The sequence below is a fragment of the Acinetobacter lwoffii genome (genome assembly GCF_024129355.1).
In the GTDB taxonomy this organism is placed as follows: domain Bacteria; phylum Pseudomonadota; class Gammaproteobacteria; order Pseudomonadales; family Moraxellaceae; genus Acinetobacter; species Acinetobacter lwoffii_I.
The window spans coordinates 1-15,026 of record NZ_JAMXXP010000037.1 but is presented as its reverse complement, the minus strand read 5'-3'; the positions used below and the strand labels follow the sequence as shown (position 1 = coordinate 15,026).

The following is a 15,026-nucleotide window of genomic DNA, read 5'->3' as shown; positions in this document are numbered from 1 at the left end:
GACATTTTTGTCATTAAAATGAAATAAAACCGTCATAATCTTGGGCCAACTTTTCAGCAATGCTGAAATCTCCTCGCGTATAGGTTTGTTTTTATGACAATCGAGATTTTGATGGTGATCGGCTTCTGTTTGGCCGCTTACTCTATTGTCGGAAATGATGTACCTCAAACCCTAGGGACATTTATTTCTTCGAATTCACATCGCCCATGGTGGGTGTTGTGGATTTATATCAGCTCAATTTTAATTGTCGTATTGGTCTATGGTTGGTATGCATCTGGGGTGGGTGATGCCTCATACGGTCGTTTAGAAACGATTCCTTTCCCTGAAGGTGGCATTACCTGGCTGTACATTGTGCCGCCAATTCTGCTGTTGATGCTGACCAAATACGGGATTCCAGTCAGTACCACTTTCCTGGTGCTTACGATTTTCTCTCCCGCCAGCTTAGGCTCGATGATGGTCAAATCGATGATGGGCTATGCCGTCGCCTTTATTGTAGCGATTGTCATCTATCGTTTTGTGGTCAAGCAGCTGGCACGGCATTTTGCCGAGACACGTCATCAGGAGCACTCCAAGGTCTGGATGGGCTTGCAGTGGGTTTCTACCGGTTTCCTGTGGAGTCAATGGCTGATTCAGGATCTGGCTAACATCTTCGTGTATGTGCCGCGTCAGGTACCGTTTGAATTCCTGATGTTTGCGATTGCGGTATTCGTAGTGTTGCTGGGCGTGATTCTGTATCAACGTGGTGGGGCCATCCAGAAAATTGTCGATACCAAAACCGGTGTGACCGACATTCGTGCTGCGACGATTATCGACTTCCTGTATGCCATTATCCTGTTGATCTTCAAAGAGTGGAGCAATATTCCAATGAGTACCACTTGGGTATTCCTGGGATTACTTGCAGGTCGTGAATTTGCCATGTCGATGATTCTGGATGAAGTCAACAAACATCGTACGTCACGCAATGTCAGTGCAGATGCCATGAAACTGATGTTCGGTCTGGCCATGTCGGTCATTCTGGCAACGACTTTGCCGATGTTTTATGAGTTTGTGACGAATTATGGTCAATAAGTCCTGATATTAAAAATCCAAGAAAAAAGCGAGCATCTGGCTCGCTTTTTTCTTGCTTGAGAAGTTTAGACTACGAATCTTTGCGGATGGCCTAAATTGGTTAAAGTTGTATAAATTTCTTCTTCGTGTTCGCAAATGATCAGTTTGGCGCGATGCTGTGGCGGTAAAAAACCATCTTCGACGGCACGGTCCAGTTGTGCAATCAAGGCATCATAGAAACCATTCACGTTATACAGCATCATCGGTTTCTGGTGCTGGTTCAGCTGCCCCCAGGTGGCAATTTCCAAAATTTCTTCAAACGTGCCCAGTCCACCCGGTAATGCCACAAAGGCACAGGCCCGCTCAGCCATCATAGCCTTGCGTTGATGCATGCTGGTCACCACATGTAATTCAGTGAGCTGGTTATGGGCAATTTCATAATCCAGCATAAATTCGGGAATCACCCCTACGGCTTCACCGCCATGCTGGATCATGGCATCCGCGACCTGTCCCATCAAGCCAATACTGGCGCCACCATAGACTAGCCCGAAACCATGTTCTGCCAGTCCTTGCGAGAGATGAATGGCTTTTTCTAAATAAACTGGTTTGTTGCCTGCACGTGAACCACAATAGAGAGCCACTAGAGGGCGTGTTGTTTTTGGGGAGTTTTCTTTAAAATAATCTGTCATTTGAATTACGCTTTGCATTTATTTTCTTCACCTTATCATTTTTCTTTCTTGTGACTATAGCTTAATTAACAAATATGACAATTCTGTGAGCAGGGACATTTTCACTGCAATAGGGCTCAGCAAAATTCATCGATAAACAGCTATGAAAACAGGTGAATTTCAAATTGATCTTGCTATACTGAAAATTGGTTTCACAACAATAGAACGACGATGGGTAGTGGTAGTTGGCCGTTTAACTTTATAAATCTACGCCAAATAATTGATCTTATTCAATATAAAAAATTCTGTTTTGCTGTGTCACAGCGTCAGGTGATTCCATGCTGCAGTCCTGAGCTTCAGGAGCCAAGCGTATGATCTTTGAATGGATGTCAGACCCTTCAGCCTGGGTCGGTTTACTCACGTTGATTGTTCTTGAGATTGTACTCGGGATCGACAATCTGGTTTTCATTGCTATTTTGGCGGAGAAACTGCCACCAGAACAACGTAATACGGCGCGGATTGTCGGCTTGATGCTGGCCCTGCTGATGCGTTTGATCTTACTGGCCTCGATTGCCTGGGTAGTGACCCTCACTGATCCACTATTCCACATCTTTGATCATGCTTTCTCGGGCCGCGATCTGATTCTATTGTTTGGTGGGGTGTTCCTGCTGTTTAAAGGCACCATGGAACTGCATGAGCGTCTGGAAGCCAAACCCGTCATCAAAGAAGAAAATCCGGTCCATGCGGTATTCTGGATGGTGATTGTCCAGATCGTGGTGCTGGACGCCGTATTCTCATTAGACAGCGTGATTACTGCGGTTGGTATGGTCAAAGACCTGTCAGTGATGATGATTGCCGTGATTATTGCCATCGGGATTATGCTCTGGGCATCCAAAGCTCTGATGGATTTCGTCAACAGACATCCGACCGTGGTGATTCTGTGTCTGGGCTTCCTGATGATGATCGGCTTCTCGCTGGTGGTCGAAGGCTTCGGTTTCCATATTCCGAAAGGTTACCTGTATGCTGCAATTGGCTTCTCGGTGATTGTCGAATTTATTAACCAGACCATGAAACGCAATCAGGAAAAAATGGTGACCACCACCGACATGCGCTACCGGACTGCTTCAGCAGTGATGCGGATGCTCGGTGGCAAACCTGCTCAGGACAATGATTCGTCTGAACCGGAAGATGTTCTGGCGACGCGTGCCTTTGCTGATGAAGTCTTTAATGATGAAAACGGCATTTATCACAGTGTCATGGTGCAGGGGGTACTGGGTCTGTCAGAACGTCCGGTCAAGTCGGTGATGACACCACGTCCTGAACTGGAATGGATTGATCTAGATAATGAGCCCGACAGTATCAAAGAACATTTATTGCAAATGAGCCATTCACGTCTGATCGTGGCGCGTAGTGAACTCGATAATATTGCCGGGGTGGTACTGACCCATAAAGTCCTGAACGAATACATTGAAACCGGGGTGCTGGATTTTGAAAAGCACTTACGTGAACCGGTGATCGTGCATGAAAATGCCCAGGTCCTGATGGTGATGGAGCAATTGCGTCAGGCTCCATTGCAAATGGCGATTGTCCTGAATGAATATGGTTCGATTGAAGGGATTGTCACGCCAATTGATATCCTTGAAGCAATTGCCGGTGAATTTCCGGATGAAGATGAGCTGCAAGCTGCTGCAGAAAGCCTGGAAGATGGCAGCCTGATTCTGGATGGTTCTACCGATATCCGTCATGTTTCTTTGCTGCTGGATCGTGATCTGGTCAATGAAACCGAAGAATATTCGACTTTATCTGGCTATGTGTTATTTCATATGGCACGTTTACCACATAGCGGTGAAAAGTTTGAAGCAGATGGGCATATCTTTGAGGTCGTCACCATGGACGGTCATAAGATTGATAAAGTGCATATCATTCCGCAGCTTCCTGCACAGGACTAGACTCTAGCCATGTTTGGCCTTTAAAGTTTGCTAAAATAGCCCGCATTGTCGGGCTATTTTTATGGAACTGAAAATGTCAGAAGCATGTCCATGTGGACAAGGCGAATATCACAACTGTTGTCAGCCGCTGCATGCAGGACAACGGATCGCAGAGACCGCACAGCAACTCATGCGTTCCCGTTATAGCGCCTTCGCGAAGCATGAAATCGATTACATCAAAATCACGACCGCACTGGGGCAGCAACAGGTGCTGGACCTGCAAGCGATTAGTGATTGGAGTAAAGCCAATCAGTGGTTAAAGCTTGAAATTGTTCAAGCCAATGAAAAACTAGATAAAAATCATGCTCTAGTCGAGTTCAAGGCGCATTATCATGATGGCAAGCAGGCGCAGGTGCATCATGAAGCTTCGTATTTTGTGAAGTTGGAAGGTCGCTGGTATTTCCTGGATCCGACGACAGACCAGACCATCACCATGAAACAGGTCTGCATTTGTGGCTCGGGGAAAAAATTTAAGCAATGTTGTGCCGGATTCTTATAACTTTCACACAGATTTAGCTTAGAATAGCCGCCATCTCAAAGCCTCAGGTGGAAGCAGGGCGATGTTACTGACCGTCATCTATATTATTGCAATTACCGCTGAAGCCATGACCGGGGCATTGTCCGCTGGCCGGCGCAGCATGGACTGGTTTGGCGTGATGATTATTGCCTGTGTTACTGCACTGGGTGGCGGTTCGGTCCGCGATGTTCTGCTCGGACATTATCCCTTGACCTGGGTCAAACATCCCGAATATCTGGTGCTGACCTGTTGCGCAGCCTTCGTGACGATCCTGATTGCCAAATGGATGCGACAGTTACGTAATGTCTTCCTAGTGCTGGATGCCTTGGGTCTCATTGGCTTTACCATTATTGGCTGCCAGATTGCCCTGGAAATGGGACATGGTTTTGTGGTCAGCGCCGTCGCCGGTGTTTTGACCGGAGTGTCTGGCGGGATTTTGCGTGACATTTTATGTAATGATGTGCCGCTGGTGTTCCGCCGTGAATTGTATGCCAGTATTGCCTTTGTGTCAGTGATCTTTTACTGGCTCTGTAGTCATTACGGTTTGTCGCAGGATCTGACCATTCTGTCTACCCTGATTTTTGGTTTTAGCTTACGTCTAATCGCCATCTATTTTGGTCTGGAAATGCCAAAATTCATTTATAAAGATGATGATGAGCACTCGGCATCTTCCAAAGACGAATCTTAATTTTTAAATGTATAAAGTGCGGCAATAAAAATAGCCGCATTCAGCTCAATTCGTAGTATAAAAAATATAAAGCAGCCCACCTGTTGAGAAAGCAGCATCTCCCGTTCCACCTGATCAGAGATTTTTGTTATGGATTTAGTTTCTCGCATACAACGCTTACCGATTGGTAGGTTTCACTACACCTTGCTGGTGGTGATTGGACTGGGCTGGATGTTTGATGCGATGGATACCGGATTGATTTCCTTTATCTTGGCAAAAATGGCTGAAGACTGGCAGATGACTGCCGATCAAAAAAGCTGGGTGGTATCGATCGGTTTTGTCGGCATGGCGATCGGGGCGATTTGTTCAGGTGGCCTGGCAGACCGTTTTGGCCGTAAAACAGTCTTTGCTGCGACCCTGGTCATTTATAGCCTGGCCACTGCAGCTTGTGCTTTTGCACCGGATCTGACCTGGCTGCTGGTATTCCGTTTTATCGTCGGTTTGGGCTTGGGTGGTCAGCTACCCGTGGCCGTAACGCTGGTCAGTGAATATATTCCTGCGCATGTACGTGGCCGTTTTATTGTCTTGCTGGAAAGTTTTTGGGGGCTGGGCTGGCTGGTCGCGGCGCTAGTATCGCGCTTTATCATTCCAGATTTTGGCTGGCAAACCGCTTTCATGATTGGTGGCCTGCCTGCGCTGTATGCCATCGTGATCTGGAAAATGGTGCCGGAATCTATTCCTTTCCTGATTAACCGTGGCCGTATAGAGGAAGCTTCGGCACTGGTGAAAAAGATTGAGCGTCAATGTGGCGTTCAAGTCTATGAAATTTTTGAAGTGAAACCGGTCGCAGAGAAGCAGAATATTTCATTTTCCCAGTTATGGTCGGGTATCTTTGCGCGCCGTACGCTTATGCTCTGGCTGATCTGGTTCGGTATTATCTTTTCCTATTATGGCATCTTTACCTGGTTGCCAAGTTTACTGGTCAAAGAAGGCTATAGCATTGTCCAGTCTTTTGAATATGTGCTGATTATGATTCTGGCGCAGTTGCCCGGTTATCTGGTGGCGGCATGGCTAGTCGAAAAACTCGGTCGTAAGCCGACTTTGGCCGGCTTTATTGGCATGTGCGCGATTTCTGCCTATTTCTTTGGTCAGTCGGGTAGTGTTACTGAAATCGTGATTTGGGGCTGTCTGATGTCCTTCTTTAATCTGGGTGCCTGGGGCGTACTCTATACTTATACGCCGGAACAATATCCGACCAATATCCGTGCCTTTGGTTCAGGCTGGGCCGGGGCTGTTGGCCGGATTGGCGGTATCGCGGCACCTTTTGCTGTAACCCATCTGATGGGTATGCCGAATGGCTTTAGCTATGTCTTTACCATGTTTACGGCAGTTCTGGTCGCTGTCGCGATTGTGATTCTGGTCTTGGGTGAAGAAACCAAAGGCAAGACCCTGGAATCAATGGGCTTATAAAGGGAATGATTTTTTAGTTGCTTAGGGCCTATAAAGTGGATATTTTTAGGCCATAAGACACAAATTGTCGCGCTGAACGATTTGATGCCCTTGTGTCATCTACGGCCACGACTTAGCATAAGAAACATTGATACAAAAACGAATTATTTAGGACTATAGGTTGTTATGACAAGCCTTGCGCATCATGCGACAGAAAACCGCTCCGTAGCAGAATTTACCGAACAAGCTTATCTGAATTACGCCATGTACGTGATTATGGATCGGGCACTCCCTCATATTAGCGATGGCCTGAAACCGGTACAGCGCCGGATTGTCTATGCCATGAGTGAGCTGGGCCTGAAATGGACCAGCAAACCGAAGAAATCGGCACGTACTGTTGGTGACGTATTGGGTAAATACCATCCGCATGGTGACTCGGCCTGTTATGAAGCCATGGTGCTGATGGCACAGCCCTTTAGTTATCGTTACCCGTTTATTGAGGGACAGGGCAACTGGGGTTCACCCGATGATCCAAAGTCTTTCGCAGCGATGCGTTATACCGAAGCCAAGCTTTCCCAGTACAGTGAACTATTACTGTCTGAGCTGGGTCAGGGCACCTGTGAATGGCAGGACAACTTTGATGGTTCGATGAAAGAACCGGTGAACTTGCCGGCACGTGTACCGAACATCTTGCTGAATGGCACCACTGGTATTGCTGTCGGTATGGCCACAGACATTCCACCGCATAACCTGCGTGAAGTGGTCAAAGGGACGATTGCGCTAATTCGTAATCCGAACCTGACCGATGAAAAAATCGCAGAATATATTCCTGCGCCAGACTTGCCGACCAAAGCCGAAATTATCACCCCGCCTGCTGAACTGTTAAAAATTCAGACCACAGGTCGTGGCAGTTATCGCATGCGTGCGGTCTATAGCGTCGATAAAAACGAAATTATCATCACCGAACTGCCATATCAGGTCTCAGGCTCCAAAATCATCACCCAGATTGCCGATCAGATGCAGGCCAAAAAACTGCCACTGGTCAGTGATGTACGGGATGAATCCGATCATGCCAATCCAACCCGTTTAGTCATTGTTCTGCGTTCGAATCGTATTGATGCCGAATCGGTGATGAGTCACTTGTTTGCCACCACCGATCTGGAATCCAGTTATCGTGTCAATATGAACATGATTGGTGCCGATGGCCGTCCACAGGTGAAATCAATTCGTCGTATTTTGCTGGAATGGATTGAAATCCGTAAAACCACGGTAACACGCCGTCTGCAATATCATCTGAACAAGATCGAAAAACGCCTACATATTCTCGGCGGTCTGATCATTGCTTATCTGAATATTGACGAAGTGATTCAGATTATTCGTGAAGAAGATCAGCCAAAACCAGTTTTGATGCAGCGTTTTAATATTGACGAGATTCAGGCCGAAGCGATTCTAGAACTAAAATTGCGTCATTTAGCCAAGCTTGAAGAAATGGAAATGCGCCGTGAGCAGGAAGAACTGGAAGCAAAAGCGGCATTAATTCGTGAACAACTGGCCAATCCAGAATCTTTAAAAAGCCTGATCATTTCTGAACTGAAAGACGATGCCAAGAAATTTGGTGATGATCGCCGTTCGCCAATCGTACAGCGTGCCGAAGCTGCTGCAATTAATGAAACTGAAATGTTGCCGGCCGATCCGGTAACGGTGGTGTTATCAGAAGCTGGCTGGATTCGCTGTGCCAAAGGTCATGAAGTCGATGCAGAAAATCTGAATTTCCGTGCTGGTGATCAATACTTGAGTCATGCACAGGGCAAATCCAATCAACGCGTTTATGTATTAGATGACACTGGGCGTAGCTATGCCTTGGCCATCAACACGCTGCCATCTGCGCGTGGTCTCGGCGAACCACTCAGTTCAAAACTGTCTCCAGGCAGCGGGGTAGGTTTTAAACAGGTTCTGGTGGCAGAGGATGAAACTGAAATTCTAGCAGCAAGCAACAAAGGCTATGGCTTTAAAACCCAAGCCAAGCAGCTGGATACCAGTGCCAAAGCCGGAAAAGCTTTCCTGAATTTATCTGAAGGGGCAGAGGTCATGAACCTGCAGCCACTCGATGATGCCACCCATGTTGCACTGCTCAGTTCAGCAGGACGCCTGTTGATTGTCGATTTAGCAGAATTACCTGTATTGAACAAAGGTAAAGGAAATAAATTGATACAACTTGAAGATGGTGATCAAATTTTGTCCATGACACTATTGAAGCTTGATGAAATAATTCAAGTGCTTGCAGGACAACAGCAGTTAAAATTAAAAGGGGATGATTTGCGCAAATATATCGGCAAGCGCGGTGCAAAAGGACAGCTTTTACCACGCGGATATCAAAAAGCAAATAAACTGTTGATTCAAAGATAAGACTAGCATCCATCCTGCGAAATACGTTATATATGAACAACGATTCAACAAGATGGATGCAATATCGCACATATACAAGTCTAAAAATGGCGTGTGATATTGAAAAAAACAGTTGAAATACTAAGGATTATGATTGGAGAGATGGCCATTATGGAAAAAATTTGGTTTGCTGAATACCAAAAAACAGGGATTCCAGAAACAGTAGAATTACCAGCAGAAAATACTTCTCTAGTAGATATTTTTGAGCGTAATTTCCAAAAATTCGGCTCGCGTGATGCCTTTATCTTTATGGATAAGGCCATGACTTTCAATGAATTGGAAGAGGCGAGCCGTAAGTTTGCAACTTATCTACAAAGCTTGGGGTTAGCAAAAGGTTCACGTGTGGCAGTGATGATGCCAAACGTTCTTCAGTATCCGGTTGTGGCACTTGGGGTGTTCCGCGCAGGTTTGGTACTGGTCAACGTGAATCCACTCTACACATCGCGTGAACTTGAGCATCAATTGAATGACTCAGGTGCTGAAGTTCTGGTGATTATTGAGAACTTTGCATCTGTTTACCAGGCGATTATTGGTAAAACACCGGTGAAGCATGTTGTAGTGGCTTCTGTCGGTGACATGCTGGGTGCCTTGAAAGGAACATTGGTAAACTTTGTACTGCGTTCTGTGCGCAAGCAAATTCCAGCTTGGGATATTCCAGGCCATGTGAGATTCAATGCGGCGTTATCTAAAGTTAATCCAAGTAACTATAAACGCCCTGAATTAACCCTTAGCGATACTGCAGTTCTTCAGTACACAGGTGGTACGACGGGTGTATCTAAAGGTGCTGAACTGACACATCGTAACCTGGTTGCGAACATGTTGCAGTGTGACGGCATCTTCCAGAGTAAATTTGGTGCGCAAGATGGTCAGCCAGATGACCGTATTTTCTGTGCTTTGCCGCTTTATCATATCTTTGCATTCATGGTATGCGCACTTTACGGTATGTACAAAGGTCAGGCGAATGTTCTGATTCCAAACCCGCGTGATTTACCTGCGGTGATGAAAGAATTACGTAAATATCAACCGACTTTCTTCCCGGCAGTGAATACACTGTTCAATGCGCTGGTAAACAATGAAGAGTTCAAGCAACTTGATCATAGCAAACTGAAAATGGCGATGGGCGGCGGTATGGCCGTACTTCCTTCTACTGCAGCAGCATGGAAGAAAGTTACCGGAACCAATATCGTTGAAGGTTATGGCTTGTCTGAAACTTCTCCGGTGGCAACAGCAAACCCACCTGCGTCTGAAGAATTCAGTGGCACTATTGGTATTCCATTACCATTGACTGAAGTGGCTATTCTGGATGATGAAGGCAATGAAGTTCCACTGGGTGAGCAAGGTGAAATTTCAATTCGTGGTCCTCAGGTCATGAAAGGCTACTGGAACCGTCCAGATGAAACTGAAAAAGTCATGGTGAATGGTTTCTTCCGTACCGGTGATATCGGCGTCATGGATTCACGTGGTTATGTGAAAATTGTAGACCGTAAGAAAGACATGATTTTAGTGTCTGGTTTTAACGTCTATCCATCTGAGATTGAAGAAGTGGTAGCAACTCATCCAAAAGTACTGGAAGTGGCTGCGATTGGTGTGCCAGATGAAAAATCAGGTGAAGTGCCAAAATTGTTTGTCGTGAAAAAAGATCCGTCTTTAACCACAGAAGAAGTTTTAGCATTCGCTAAAGAAAACCTGACCGGTTATAAGCGTCCACGTTATGTCGAGTTTATGGATGAATTGCCAAAATCAAACGTAGGTAAAATCCTGCGTAAAGATTTACGTAAAACAGCCTAATACCTGCAAGAAAAAAAGCGCCGTCAGGCGCTTTTTTTGATTTGGGCTTTTTATTTTTTCATTAACCAGCGGTCAAAATACGGACGACCTATGCCGACCACTCCCAAGAAGATAAACATGGTGCCAAACTGACGGGTAAATCCGGTTTGATTAAAGCTGCCATAACTTAGAATATTGTCGACCACACAATAGACCAAAATGGCTACCACCCAGTGCCAGATTGGCATGCGCTTGATGCCGACGGCATAAAAGGCAATCCATAAAATGGCAAAGCTAAAGATCGGCGACCAGATATTCATATTGGCACAAATGACGGCCATCAAAAAAGCCACAATCGGCAGCACGATTTTTAATACGCGATCCACTTGACGTTGATGCTGGCGCTGTTTATCGAGGACATCGAACATTTCATTTTGCTCAGGCGCGACCATAGTGAATCCTTCTTAAGTAATAAAAAACACTCTATTTAACAAAATTTATTCACGAAACACCATGCTATGATAGATATAAAATTTTCATGAGAAAAAACAGATGCACAGCATTAGTGGGGTGATTTATCTCATTTTAGCCGCTTGTCTTTTGCCTTATGTATTTACTTTGATTGCAAAGAAATCGGCAGGCTTTAGCGCGAAAGACAATCAGAACCCACGAGAGTTTTTAGCAAAATCAACCGGGCTCTCGAGCCGTGCCAATGCGGTTCAACAAAATAGTTTTGAAAGTTTACCATTGTTTATTGCCGCTATTTTAATGGCTGAATATATGGTGGTTCCTCAAACCCTGGTCATGACCTTCGGGATAGCCTATCTGGTATTTCGTGTGTTGTACGGCATTTGTTATCTGGCCAACTGGGCGACTTTACGTTCGATCGTCTGGCTGCTTTCAATCTTATGTCCTGTGGCTTTATTGCTGCTGATCATCAAGATCGTTTAAGCAATCAATTACAGTTCGCGGACATATTTACAGTTCGATATTTTAAAATCCAAACATTTCTTTAAAAACCGTTATAATTGTCGCGGTTTTTTAAAAGATATAACTTGTTAAAGAGTGATGCTATGAGCTACAGCAATATCCCAGCGGGTAAAGATGCGCCAAACGACATCTATGTCATTATCGAAATTCCTGCCAATGCAGCACCGATCAAATACGAAATTGATAAAGATTCTGATGCATTATTCGTAGACCGTTTCATGGGTACAGCAATGTTCTACCCAGCAAACTACGGTTATGTACCTAATACACTTTCTCTTGATGGTGATCCACTTGACGTATTGGTTGTAACGCCACACCCAGTAGAGCCAGGTTCTGTGATCCGTTGCCGTCCTGTTGGTAAACTGAACATGGAAGATGATGGTGGTGTTGATGCGAAACTGGTTGCAGTTCCACATGACAAATTGACTCCAATTTACAAAGATGTTCAGGAATATACTGATCTTCCTCCATTATTGATTAGCCAGATCGAACATTTCTTCCAGCACTACAAAGATTTAGAGCCAGGAAAATGGGTCAAGCTCAGTGGTTGGGAAAGTGCTGATGTTGCGAAACAAGAAGTACTGGATTCAATTGCAGCTTATGCAGAAGCAAACAAATAATTGCTTTCTGTGGTCTAGGCTTTAAAATTTTAAAGCCTGAAATAAAAAAACCTGCACAATGTGCAGGTTTTTTTTATTGCTTGAAATTCGTGTGAATTAGAATAATTTCACAGGAATATCTAACCAGATACGCCATTCGTTAGTGTCACCAATGTAGTTAGATTGATAATCATCACTTGCACGGTAGTAAGAATGACGAAGACGTAAGCTTGCATCTTTTGCAAAACCAGACTGAACGGTATATTTCACTTGGTTAAAGAATTCGCGCTCATGCTCATTATCACTGATCATAGTACCTGCATTGTTAGTAGCTTTAATATCCCAACCATAAACAAAAGCAGATGTCCAAGATAATCCAGGAACATTTACAGCACCAAAGTCAAATGTATATTGAAGTTGCGCTGATTTTTCGTCATTACCAATAAAGTCAGACAGGTATGAATTCGGCATATAAATCGATTGTTTACCATCACCTACGCCTGTACCCAAACCATAGTCATAGCCAGTGTTACCAAAATTTTGCTGGTAAGCAAGCATGACATTATGTGGACCATGATTATAAGTTGTAGATAAAGCTAAAATAGTATTATCGAATGAATCATCTGGTGAGCCGATTTGAGAATAAAGATATGGATTTGCTTCTTTATCCCATTTTGTATGGTAACCACTGAAATCATGAGTTAATGTGCTTTTATCTGCCAATGCATAGCTATAGTTGGCATTAACATAGTGGCGGTCTAAGCGGTCTTTAATGTCTGTACCATAATAAGAAGCATTAACTGCATCATTAAATTTATATTTCGCGCCCCAAACCACTGCACGATCCAGCTTTGCACCATCGGAATTGATTTGGTTGGAAAGCTGATTTTCTGTGAATTTACCAGCAATCAGGTTTAAGTTTTCAATTTCGTTACTTTGAACCAATACGCCAGTATAGTATTCAGGCACTAAACGCGCAGTATTGCTTGCAAGTACAGGTAAGTCTAAAACCTGAGTACCGTAAGTCGCAGTCGTATTTGATACACGAGCTTTCACATATGCACCGCCACGAGCCCAGTGGTCATAAGCATCTTTAGTACCATCAGCATTATTTTGAGGGTGGACTGGGATCATATCATTGCCAGTATGACCATTTTCACCCAATTTAAATGAAGCATCACCAATAATACCAGCACCAAAGCCTACAGTACCTTGAGTAAAGCCAGAGTCTAGTTTAACAATCGCAGTTTGTGCAAATGAGCTCGTATCTGGTACGTTATTTTTCTTGTCACGGTGCAAATAGCCGGTACGGAAAAGTACAGAACCTTCAGCATCTTCTACAAAACCTTTAGACTCGCTTTGCTCGCTAGCGAAAGCGGTAGAAACCAAAGCAGCCTGAATCAAAACTGCTAATGTTAATTTTTTTGAATTTTGCATTGGGAAGAGAGCCTTATACAAATTGATCGGAATTTTTTAGGAATTGTATAAGAATTGCTGAAAAAATGTCATTTTTTATTGGATATATTCCACTAAAGTTTAGATTTTTTTAACTCAAATTAAACAATAGCAAGGATTTGAGGTGATTAATTTCTAACCTATCGGTAAAAAGTGAGTAAAAACATAATTTTATTGGAAATTATAAATGATATTTCTAAAGTGGTGAAATGAATGTGATCAGCTTATTTATTTTGAAACGGGAGAAAAATATGATCAAAAATTACGCACTATTTTTTAGCACAAATTTTAATCATTACAAAAATGGAATCAAAATGGGGCAAATTGTAAATGATTATGTATAAGTATTAAAAAAGTGATGAAATAGCCTTAAATACATTTATTTAAAAGAAAGCCTAGATAATTCAGTTTTTCATAATTTAAATTTTAATTTAAAAACAATAACTTAAGTTTTATTTGTCTTTTTAGATTTATTATTTTGGTTCCTTTTATCCAGATTGGCATAGCTCTTGCAAATTTTGAGCTTGAGTTTAATCAATGATCATAAAAACGTCTCAGACGATCTGGGGGAGCCACACAATGAAATTAACATTAAAAGTATTATCTCTTGCTTTATTGGGCGCTGTATCTTCTTTTACTTTTGCTGAAGAACCTGTTGCTGAACATACGGTATCTGGAAATATCAGCGTACTTTCGAGCTATAACTTGCGTGGTATTACTAACATTCCTGAAAATAGCGGCGCTACCTTACAAGGTGGACTTGATTATAACCATGCGTCTGGCTTCTATGCAGGTTGGTGGGGATCTACGCTAGATTACCCTTTGTCTGAAGAAGGACGTGATGCTTTCGAAAATAACTTCTATGCTGGCTATAGCCATGCAGTCAATGATGACTTAGGTTTAACGATCGGTACGACCTACTATTATTATTATGAATCTGATGTCAATTCTGATGGATTTGAGCTGTTACTGGGTATGAGCTATAAAGATTTGGGCGTTACAGCACAAACTCTTCTTGAAGATACCACTTGGGGCAATGCAGGTGATACCTATTTAAAAGCTACTTATAGCTATGCTTTACCACAAGATTTCAGCTTGGATACAGCTTTAGGCTTATATGCTTATGAAAAATCAGGTGACTTTATTGAAGGAACTACGGAAAGTTTTGGTTTCCGTCATTTTGACATCGGTTTAAGCAAGCCACTTGGTGACACAGGTGTGACTGCAAGCATGAATTATATCTTGGGTGGTTATGACCGTTTTGATGAAAAACAAAAGAATAAAGTTGTATTCGGACTCGGTTATAGCTTCTAATTTTCTTTAGATAAAAAGGCGACCTTAGGTCACTGCTGTCCCATAGTTTGCTTTAAATAAAAAAACCTGAGTCCTAACAGTTAAAATATGAGTGCAAACAAACACTTTAACGACCAGGAT

13 protein-coding genes are annotated in these 15,026 nt (G+C 43.6%); 10 read left to right on the top strand and 3 right to left on the bottom strand.

The genetic code is table 11. The annotated features are described in order from the left end of the window. Nucleotides 1-93: 93 nt before the first annotated feature. Complete coding sequence (locus tag NI468_RS13820; protein WP_253102331.1) at nt 94-1,068, top strand: hypothetical protein; 975 nt, start codon at nt 94-96, stop codon at nt 1,066-1,068. A 65-nt stretch (nt 1,069-1,133) separates the two neighbouring features. Here NI468_RS13820 and NI468_RS13815 read toward each other — a convergent pair whose 3' ends face one another. After that, on the bottom strand, nt 1,134-1,754 hold the full coding sequence (locus NI468_RS13815) for an LOG family protein (protein WP_004281026.1): 621 nt from the start codon (nt 1,752-1,754) through the stop codon (nt 1,134-1,136). A 332-nt stretch (nt 1,755-2,086) separates the two neighbouring features. On the opposite strand from NI468_RS13815, the gene NI468_RS13810 reads away from it, so the two are divergent. The 6 genes from NI468_RS13810 to NI468_RS13785 all read left to right on the top strand — a co-directional run bounded on the left by NI468_RS13810 (nt 2,087) and on the right by NI468_RS13785 (nt 10,569). After that, the gene (locus NI468_RS13810; RefSeq protein WP_174894110.1) at nt 2,087-3,664 is read left to right on the top strand and encodes a TerC family protein; all 1,578 of its coding nucleotides are present in this window, start codon (nt 2,087-2,089) and stop codon (nt 3,662-3,664) included. Nucleotides 3,665-3,737: 73 nt separating this feature from the next. Further along, the gene (locus NI468_RS13805) at nt 3,738-4,202 is read left to right on the top strand and encodes a YchJ family protein (RefSeq protein WP_174894111.1); all 465 of its coding nucleotides are present in this window, start codon (nt 3,738-3,740) and stop codon (nt 4,200-4,202) included. 61 nt (nt 4,203-4,263) lie between these two features. Then, nucleotides 4,264-4,908 (top strand): trimeric intracellular cation channel family protein, encoded by a 645-nt coding sequence (locus tag NI468_RS13800; RefSeq protein ID WP_004644893.1) that lies wholly within the window; start codon nt 4,264-4,266, stop codon nt 4,906-4,908. A gap of 129 nt (nt 4,909-5,037) precedes the next feature. Next, on the top strand, nt 5,038-6,357 hold the full coding sequence (gene niaP / locus NI468_RS13795) for a niacin transporter NiaP (RefSeq protein WP_004644895.1): 1,320 nt from the start codon (nt 5,038-5,040) through the stop codon (nt 6,355-6,357). Nucleotides 6,358-6,522: 165 nt separating this feature from the next. After that, a complete protein-coding gene (gene parC / locus NI468_RS13790; protein WP_253102329.1) occupies nt 6,523-8,742 on the top strand; it encodes a DNA topoisomerase IV subunit A in 2,220 nt (739 codons plus the stop codon). Between the two features lie 150 nt (nt 8,743-8,892). Continuing rightward, nucleotides 8,893-10,569: a long-chain-fatty-acid--CoA ligase gene (locus tag NI468_RS13785; RefSeq protein ID WP_004644897.1), complete on the top strand. Its 1,677-nt coding sequence runs from the start codon at nt 8,893-8,895 to the stop codon at nt 10,567-10,569. A 50-nt stretch (nt 10,570-10,619) separates the two neighbouring features. Here the strand turns inward: NI468_RS13785 and NI468_RS13780 are convergent, their stop codons facing one another. After that, complete coding sequence (locus tag NI468_RS13780; RefSeq protein WP_253102327.1) at nt 10,620-11,000, bottom strand: hypothetical protein; 381 nt, start codon at nt 10,998-11,000, stop codon at nt 10,620-10,622. Nucleotides 11,001-11,100: 100 nt separating this feature from the next. On the opposite strand from NI468_RS13780, the gene NI468_RS13775 reads away from it, so the two are divergent. Continuing rightward, the gene (locus tag NI468_RS13775; RefSeq protein WP_005094494.1) at nt 11,101-11,499 is read left to right on the top strand and encodes an MAPEG family protein; all 399 of its coding nucleotides are present in this window, start codon (nt 11,101-11,103) and stop codon (nt 11,497-11,499) included. Between the two features lie 122 nt (nt 11,500-11,621). After that, on the top strand, nt 11,622-12,158 hold the full coding sequence (gene ppa / locus NI468_RS13770; RefSeq protein WP_005248436.1) for an inorganic diphosphatase: 537 nt from the start codon (nt 11,622-11,624) through the stop codon (nt 12,156-12,158). Between the two features lie 96 nt (nt 12,159-12,254). Here ppa and NI468_RS13765 read toward each other — a convergent pair whose 3' ends face one another. Next, the gene (locus tag NI468_RS13765; RefSeq protein WP_044108965.1) at nt 12,255-13,574 is read right to left on the bottom strand and encodes an OprD family outer membrane porin; all 1,320 of its coding nucleotides are present in this window, start codon (nt 13,572-13,574) and stop codon (nt 12,255-12,257) included. Nucleotides 13,575-14,171: 597 nt separating this feature from the next. Here NI468_RS13765 and NI468_RS13760 point away from each other — a divergent pair. Further along, nucleotides 14,172-14,906 (top strand): TorF family putative porin, encoded by a 735-nt coding sequence (locus NI468_RS13760; protein WP_004732532.1) that lies wholly within the window; start codon nt 14,172-14,174, stop codon nt 14,904-14,906. Nucleotides 14,907-15,026: the final 120 nt, after the last annotated feature.

Bases quoted from the DNA above. Each gene is read 5' to 3' on its own strand.
- NI468_RS13820 (WP_253102331.1), top strand. From the start codon at position 94: ATGACAATCGAGATTTTGATGGTGATCGGCTTCTGTTTGGCCGCTTAC.
- NI468_RS13815 (WP_004281026.1), bottom strand. From the start codon at position 1,754: ATGCAAAGCGTAATTCAAATGACAGATTATTTTAAAGAAAACTCCCCA.
- NI468_RS13810 (WP_174894110.1), top strand. From the start codon at position 2,087: ATGATCTTTGAATGGATGTCAGACCCTTCAGCCTGGGTCGGTTTACTC.
- NI468_RS13805 (WP_174894111.1), top strand. From the start codon at position 3,738: ATGTCAGAAGCATGTCCATGTGGACAAGGCGAATATCACAACTGTTGT.
- NI468_RS13800 (WP_004644893.1), top strand. From the start codon at position 4,264: ATGTTACTGACCGTCATCTATATTATTGCAATTACCGCTGAAGCCATG.
- niaP (WP_004644895.1), top strand. From the start codon at position 5,038: ATGGATTTAGTTTCTCGCATACAACGCTTACCGATTGGTAGGTTTCAC.
- parC (WP_253102329.1), top strand. From the start codon at position 6,523: ATGACAAGCCTTGCGCATCATGCGACAGAAAACCGCTCCGTAGCAGAA.
- NI468_RS13785 (WP_004644897.1), top strand. From the start codon at position 8,893: ATGGAAAAAATTTGGTTTGCTGAATACCAAAAAACAGGGATTCCAGAA.
- NI468_RS13780 (WP_253102327.1), bottom strand. From the start codon at position 11,000: ATGGTCGCGCCTGAGCAAAATGAAATGTTCGATGTCCTCGATAAACAG.
- NI468_RS13775 (WP_005094494.1), top strand. From the start codon at position 11,101: ATGCACAGCATTAGTGGGGTGATTTATCTCATTTTAGCCGCTTGTCTT.
- ppa (WP_005248436.1), top strand. From the start codon at position 11,622: ATGAGCTACAGCAATATCCCAGCGGGTAAAGATGCGCCAAACGACATC.
- NI468_RS13765 (WP_044108965.1), bottom strand. From the start codon at position 13,574: ATGCAAAATTCAAAAAAATTAACATTAGCAGTTTTGATTCAGGCTGCT.
- NI468_RS13760 (WP_004732532.1), top strand. From the start codon at position 14,172: ATGAAATTAACATTAAAAGTATTATCTCTTGCTTTATTGGGCGCTGTA.